We start from the raw sequence: 6,977 nt of genomic DNA on the forward strand, positions 1-6,977 counted from the left end.
CCCCGAAAGTTCCGGCTCGGGGCGATCCAAAGACGGGGAGCACCTTACAATGGGCCAGAGCTTACTTCAAAATGGATTATTTCAACGGGGCAAGGTCAGACCCGATCAACGGCCAAGCTTCTCCATTTCTCTCCGACTACGAGCCTTAAATGAATTGGAGGCGACCACCCTACCGCATATACGGCGGTCATCGGGTGATCGCAATTACTTGTTGCCTCACCGCTTGGCTGAGCCCGAGTGTTGGTTTAGGTTGCGCCTCAATCGAGGGGCGCAAATGACTGACGTTGTTGATAAAGACCGAAAGGTTCTCCGCTTTGCGTTCTCTGGCATGCTTCTCGGCAGTGCAGCGATCTCCTTCGCTCTCTATTATGCCTTTCAGACTTGGCGCGTGAACAACTTCTCTCACTCTGTCGGAACCGTTACCAGCGTTGCCGATAGAAACGTGGCTGTTAGGACGCGGGGAGGCTTTGACACGGGGCGCAGCGAGACCATCACGGTGGGCACAATCGTGTTTACCAGGTCGCACAAAGGACAGACCTATTCTTGCGAGGCGTCGGTGACGCTCGGTGTGCCCGAGGACGGATACCAGGTCGGTGATAAGCTGGATATCGTGCCGGCTGCCAGCACCTGCTCCCGCTTCGATGTCGTGGGGAGGTTGCCTAGATCCAGCTTATGAGACCGGCAAGCTAACCGGGCTGCTCTAGGCCGACGTGTCCGGACTCACCTCAGTTGGGCGGCTTTTGTGCGCCTGAATTAGCTACGAACATATGGAGAACAAGTTGCGGCAGCCATCTGCCTCACCACCTGTGATCCCGCGCGGCGCTCCGGCGAGCGTGGTATAATCCCAACTTGCTACAGAGCTTCGAACTTTGTTGACCAGTCAGGCCGTCTGGCGGGAAGAGCCCGCGAAACGGCCTCGCTCTCGTATGTGCAAAATGGTACCGGCCATGTTGGGTCGAAAGAACTTCCAAGAACCTGATCATCGCTCTTCAGCAGGACTGCCGGTGAGCATTCTACTGCTCTCCATCCTCGGTATATCGGCCTATCTATTGGTCGAGGGATCCTTACTCGATGGAAAGCGCGTCGGATCCAAGGTCTACCTGCCCGACGCGCAAATGCAGGATCGTTGAGGAGAAGATCAGAATTTCGGCAATATGCGGCTATGGCGGGAGGCGGTGGCGTCCTCCCTAAGGCCCGGCGAGAGTTCGCTCTAATCGAGGTTCGCGATCAGAACAGCCTGAAAATCACCAATGGTTGCAGGGAGATTAAGCGACGTAGTCAATTAGTTTAAGACGAACTTCGACACGGACAAGACCTGAAAGCGTCTCCACAAGAGTTTTCACCGTGTTTCTGCTGGTGATGTCGAGGACGGTCGCCAGCATGCCTCCGACGAGGCGATGCGAGGCGGCGATCGTGACGACCTTGCCCTCGGGGAACTCTTCCTGAAGCTCGCGCCAGGTGCACTTTCGGCGCGCGTTCCTCTCGCGCTCGAAGTGGCTTCAGCGGAGGCCTCGGCATCTAGCAGATCCCTCCGCAGATGCTGATGTTTCCTTTGATGTCGCAGCGGGGATAGTCGACACGTACTGACAAATGGAAAGAGCGCGATCGCCATTGTTATGACGATGCCGGGAATCCAACAGCTTTTCCTTTGGGGGGTCGTCGCGGCGCGCGGGGCCTAGACTGATGCGGCGCATTCCGATGCTTGCCTGGATCGAAGCCGACCACGTTCCCCATTATTTTCCCCTCTCGCGCGAAAAATGCCGCGCGTCCGCTCCAGAGTCGAGGTGAGTCAGCGGGTGAGCGGGCAACCCGTTTGGGGCGGCACCCCTAATCCTTGACTGCTACCTGCGCTGTGAGACCCCTACCGTCTTATTGCGTGGGAGGCAGACGTGAGCTTTCAAAAGGCGAAGAAGAAGTATCCCGAGAAGTTTCACAAATGAGGGATGAACGCGCGCAGCGAAGATGAAGGGCAATACGCGAATAGTCGCTCATCCTATGGTTTCTCCTATCGCGGGCAGTGGGTCAGCGAGGGGTGTCCAGGCACAATTGAAGCGTGGCTCGTAAACAATAACAGTGCTCACGGGAACGGCATAAGCACGCTGATAGTCAAGCTCTGAGGACCTTCGACAACGATGTTGAGGCGGCGCTCGCCGTGGCCACGAGCTAATCCGCCTCATCATTCGCGAATGGCTGGAGGGATACGGCTTTCTGCCCTTCCATGAGTTGGACGAAGGTAGCGAGACGAAGGGGAGCGCGTGATGTTTGTCTGGTGGTGCCACACCGGCGAAAGGTAAGCGGGCCAAATAATCGCCGGCAAACTTGTGAGATAAAACGTGCCGTCTAACTTTCATTAGGTTTTCGCCACGGATTGGAACGTTTCTACAATTTCTGGGTTAGTAAGTCGTCGCCTCCTTGGGCGATACCTGGAAATGACCATATCGAGAGACAGAGCAGTGTCCGCAATCCTATCTCCGTCGGACACTGCTCACTTCTCTGCTCAGCGATCAGCAGCCCCTCCGTTCACCGCCGACAGCCTGGCGATCTCACGCTCGAGGCGCCGCTGATTCCTCTCCATCTGCCTCCACCTCTTCGCAGAGGCGAATTGCACGTTCTCGGCCGGCAAGGATAGGCTCGAGCTGCCGCCGTCGGCCGATGAGCGGCACGCGCCGCAGATCGCGGCCGTCGAAATAGAGGAGATCAAAGGCAAAGAGGATGATAGCGCCAGCTTCATAGGGTGACGGCAGCCGCTGCAGCATGCCGAAATCCGATCGGCCCTTCTCGTCGAGCACGACGGCCTCACCGTCGAGGATGGCCGTTTTCACGGCGAGCCGGCGCGCGTCGTCGGCGATCGTCGGAAATCGCTCTGTCCAGTCATATCCGCCGCGCGTGATTATCCGCGCCCGGCCAGGCTCGATGTGAACGGCGAGCCTATAACCGTCCCATTCCACCTCGAAGGTCCATTCCGGTCCTTTCGGGGGCCTGTCGACGAGCATAGCGACGCAGGGATCCAAGCGCGCCGGCATAGGGTCTGGCCGGGGGTGTTCAGGCGGCTTTTTTGATGAAAGTCTGGCCATCGCAGATTAAAGCGGGCGGCGCCGCAAAAGCGTCAGCGAAACGATTTCCGCCAACCTGCGGCCCACGCGTCAAGTTCGGAACAGAACCAACGTTCCCCATATGCCGGACTTATCCGAGTTTGCGAGTAATACTCCTGCCCGGGCACGTGGAAAATTCTCTCTCCCGTGATGCTGACATTACCCTTGATGTTGCAGGAGCCGCCACCTGAGCCGTTCCACAAACCATGGAGGTCGCTGACGGTGATGCCGCCGGCTGCGCCGACCGCGAGCGCCGCGGCCAATAATCCCGGCGCTTCAAAAAGCGCAGAAGGCTGTCGCTGCTTTCGGTCGCCGTGTCGATAAATCATGCCACCCTCCCGCATTTCGCCTGACGATGGTAGAAGAGGGCACAAGTTAGCAAAAGCTGCACAATTGGAGTAATCAACGGCTGCGGGCCGGATTGACTCTCAGCGCCGCCGGAACATAACAGGAACATTCGCGTTGCGGCCGCCAATCTGAAACCTGAGGCGTAAAGGACTCCGTGCGTGCGCGGAGAAGGAGTTGTCATGCCTACTGAAAGGCAAACTGCCGACGTCGACGAATTCGGTGCGTGGATGGATGAAGTCGCATCAGCACTTGCCTGGCATGGCGGAGACGCGGAAGCGACAATCCGCACACTGCTCGCCGACTGGAAGCATCTGGGCGAGCAACTAGCATTGGCTCAGATTGCGACGGGTCTGGGCTTCACTCGCGGCTGGTCGCCCTGCCCAGAGCGCCAGGATGAGGTAACGACGTGAGCGACGAGCAAGGCGCGGCCAAACACGATACGACGCTTTACGTGCACTATTGCGAGCATCCCGACTGCAAAAAATGGGGTGCCTTCGGCTTCGCAATTCGGTACCGCGGTCGAAGGTGAAGCTCTGACGGGCAAAGGCCGGCAAGGGAGAGAAGGCATTGACGATCTTGTCGATGAGCGACTGCGAGTGGCGGCTACCATTCTTGATCATCACCGTGTAGCGGCTCTTGCGCTCGACCAGTGAGGTGACATTGGCATTCCCGAGCGTGCGCTCGAAGATCAGCAGATCGCCTTCCCAGTGCCCGAATTCCGATCGATCGGCAATGAACTCAGGGCGTTGGCTGATCCTGCAGTCAAACGGGATCAAGCCGTCGCGGGGCTTGCGGGAGCCGCGGCGACGGTGTCGGCGATCGGAAAGGGTGAGCTGCGAATAACAGAGCGACATCCAAAAAATCTCCAAGGCGAAGCCTTTGTTTTTATTGGCATGTCGCACTTGGAATTAGAATGTACCGTTTGCGCTCAAAAGATCGCATGTATCCACTGGAGCCTTGCTCTGCGCACATGGGCGCGTGATTGTTGCGACCTTAAGCGGTCCAGTTGGGGACGTACCTGGTGTGCCGTTTTCCCGGACCTGCCACCAAATTTTCATCCCGGCTGCGTGAACTCGACCAAAATTGTAGCCGGCCATCATCCGAATTGCTGCTTGCAGGGCGAGCCGGTGGAATGTCCGATTTTTGCAAAGGTGCGTTTCCAGACGCCGGAATTATGCACCCGATTCTAGTTTCGCCAATAGAGATTGTCCGAGGACTTATCGTGAACGGAGAACTCGGGTTGGTCGCTTAACGAAAGGCGCAGCAGCAGGACGCTTCGATCGTCGCGTTCCGTCTCTGTTGACGATTTGTCGCCCCCGAGGAACCTAGCTTGATCTTTCTCGGACTGCTCGGCCCAGAAGCCGTCAGTGGCAAGCAAGAGAGAGCCCGAAAACTCCGCGTGCGTGACGATATCGGGAGGCTCGAAGCGCCGCGCGCGGAAGCTCCTCGTCAGGAGGTGGCGGGTGGGGATTGCGCGATGTCCTTCAAAGTCAGTTTGGCCAAGGCGTTGGTCAAGGTATGTGGGGGCTGGTTTGCCAGTTGATGCCATCGTTCGTGTCGAGTTTCCCAAGCACGCAATCATCGGAATGAAAGACGGTGATGGAATTGTGCCCAGTTGCATGGATGAGGAGGACGCTGGCGGATCCTCTTGGGTAATGCTTACGCAGATTCTCATGCACCTGGCCGAGAGCCTTCACCATCAGATCAGCGGTTATCGCCGCTCCAGTTTCGACAAGCCAGTCCACCAACATCTGCGATCGCCCGGGCATACTCATCATTGGCTGCACCATTCGTGGATCCGTCCACCACGACCCCAAGAACTCACCCTTGCGTATTCCGATCCCAGCATGATTGCGATTGTCGGAGGTCCGCGTGCCTTTGGCTTAGCCAGAGAGCTTCAATGTTCACATGCGATCCCATCCGCACTCTGGCTTATAGCGACGAAGCGGTCCCGCACAATATCGGCGCGGCCGGCAGGACTGCGGATATTGCCCTCAAGGAAATCATTGAAGTCCGGTTGCTCCAACAGAGCGTGAATCTGGCCCGCTATAAACTCCGGACGTCGGGCTCTGCGGCGTTAATTTCGTCGAGGAGGCTTTCTCTTCCGTCGACTACAAGAAGGATGTCTTCCGCATCCCGGCTCATGAAAAGATCATCGTTTCCGCGCCCGACAAAGGCTTCGAGCTTCGTGGCAAGAAACAGTGCAGGCGTCAGCACCTGAATGGACAGGTCTTCTGAAAGCTTGTGTTGCATCGCCGTCTCGATGCCTTTCGCGTACCAGCGATTGCCGAAGCCAAGAATGGTTTCGTCGTCGGGCATAAAATCGACTTTGAGAGCACCCAGACGCATGCGGCATATCATCTCCTCGTCGGCCGCTTCCATGAAACCGCGCTGTCGAAGTTCTTCTTGGAGGTGTGCCCACGCCGGTTGGCCTGTCAGATCAACGATGAGATCGATGTCGTCGGTGGCGCGAACATCCTCCAGCGTTATAGGGTCGGTAATGAATAGCGCAGTGGTACACCCGCCGACGAAGTCCAAGCGTTCACGCAGGTCCTCGCCAAGGGCGGCGGCGACCGCCTTGAGCATTTCTAGCAATTGATCGCGGATCGCTGTCATTTGCTCATAATTCTCGACTTGAGGTGATGAGTGACAAGGCCAAGTTCCCGCTGATTTCCGAGCCTAATCGCATCGACCAGTGCCAGGTATTCATAAAGTCTCTCGTCTTTTAAAGCAGCCTCCGGCACGCTTTTGAAAAGGGGCTCGACCGATTGACCCATCTCTCGTCCGGCGGCGTAGGGCCAGACGTAGTCATAGGTTCCACCGCTGACGAGAAGGCCTTCGAGCATCGGCGCGGCAAACGCCGTTGGGACACCGCGCTGCATCGGCCCCACCTGTGCGGGAAACACGAACCGCAGCCCATGGCTGATGAATTCGAACAGGTTTCGCCTGTGTGGCCGAGGTCCATTTGAGCGATTATCTTTCCGCGCAATCCCAGAAGCGACGCTTCTCTTGATCGATTGCGCGATTTCAGTTTTGCTAATCCCGAGTAGCGCTTCGAGATTCCGCACCGAATAGGGGTCGCCTCCGAGAGATTCAGACCGCAAGTGATCTGTACCCTTCGTGAGTTCCTGGTCTTGGAGGCTAAGCAGCTTCAGCAAGACCACTATGTCTTGGCTCTTCATAATGACTGTCCTTTGTCCTAGGACCGAGGACACTAGGTACAATTGTCTGGTCGTTGTCAAAGCCCGAAGTGCGGGGGGCTCTAAATAGCGCGAAGCGATTGGGGAAGTCGCGAGCGGGCAGCGCGACACGTCCCAACGCACTCACCCGACAATGGGGAATCTCACGAATATTCAAAGCATTGGGGACTTTATCAGCGTCGTCGCAGGTTCGAATCCGCTCAAGACGAGGGATGAAAGTCGGCTCTGGGGCCGCAAGCGGACCGGCGGCTTTCCCTAAGCGCCTAACATGTCGTCTTCCCGGAAAGAACGATAGCGTCCGTCAAGCTGGTGTAATTTCGGGTGTGGACCCGGGCCG

6 protein-coding genes and 2 pseudogenes are annotated in these 6,977 nt (G+C 57.3%); 2 read left to right on the forward strand and 6 right to left on the reverse strand.

Going from position 1 to position 6,977, the window contains the following annotated elements; translation table 11 throughout:
• Window positions 1–274: 274 nt before the first annotated feature.
• Together N181_RS04520 and N181_RS35170 are read left to right on the forward strand one after the other, a co-directional pair.
• The gene (locus N181_RS04520) at window positions 275–676 is read left to right on the forward strand and encodes a hypothetical protein (RefSeq protein ID WP_050994716.1); all 402 of its coding nucleotides are present in this window, start codon (window positions 275–277) and stop codon (window positions 674–676) included.
• Window positions 677–1,004: 328 nt separating this feature from the next.
• The gene (locus N181_RS35170) at window positions 1,005–1,130 is read left to right on the forward strand and encodes a hypothetical protein (RefSeq protein ID WP_272949742.1); all 126 of its coding nucleotides are present in this window, start codon (window positions 1,005–1,007) and stop codon (window positions 1,128–1,130) included.
• A gap of 1,434 nt (window positions 1,131–2,564) precedes the next feature.
• On the opposite strand, the pseudogene N181_RS04530 reads toward N181_RS35170, so the two are convergent.
• The 6 genes and pseudogenes from N181_RS04530 to N181_RS04555 form a co-directional block, all read right to left on the reverse strand.
• A pseudogene (locus N181_RS04530) lies at window positions 2,565–3,074 on the reverse strand (ATP-dependent DNA ligase); the annotation flags it as partial.
• A 32-nt stretch (window positions 3,075–3,106) separates the two neighbouring features.
• Complete coding sequence (locus N181_RS04535) at window positions 3,107–3,421, reverse strand: sunset domain-containing protein (RefSeq protein ID WP_050994715.1); 315 nt, start codon at window positions 3,419–3,421, stop codon at window positions 3,107–3,109.
• A 510-nt stretch (window positions 3,422–3,931) separates the two neighbouring features.
• Window positions 3,932–4,243 (reverse strand): annotated as a pseudogene (locus N181_RS04540) (IS30 family transposase); the annotation flags it as partial.
• A 708-nt stretch (window positions 4,244–4,951) separates the two neighbouring features.
• Window positions 4,952–5,230: a hypothetical protein gene (locus N181_RS32880; protein WP_100209468.1), complete on the reverse strand. Its 279-nt coding sequence runs from the start codon at window positions 5,228–5,230 to the stop codon at window positions 4,952–4,954.
• Between the two features lie 256 nt (window positions 5,231–5,486).
• Window positions 5,487–6,056 carry a hypothetical protein gene (locus tag N181_RS04550; RefSeq protein ID WP_234886008.1) on the reverse strand — a complete coding sequence of 190 codons (570 nt, stop codon included), beginning with the start codon at window positions 6,054–6,056 and terminating at the stop codon, window positions 5,487–5,489.
• Entirely contained in the window at window positions 6,053–6,622 is a 570-nt protein-coding gene (locus tag N181_RS04555; RefSeq protein WP_037434479.1) for a hypothetical protein, read from the reverse strand. The genes N181_RS04550 and N181_RS04555 overlap by 4 nt, the downstream gene beginning before the upstream one ends.
• Between the last annotated feature and the right edge of the window lie 355 nt (window positions 6,623–6,977).

The sequence above is a fragment of the Sinorhizobium fredii USDA 205 genome (genome assembly GCF_001461695.1).
In the GTDB taxonomy this organism is placed as follows: Bacteria; Pseudomonadota; Alphaproteobacteria; order Rhizobiales; family Rhizobiaceae; genus Sinorhizobium; species Sinorhizobium fredii.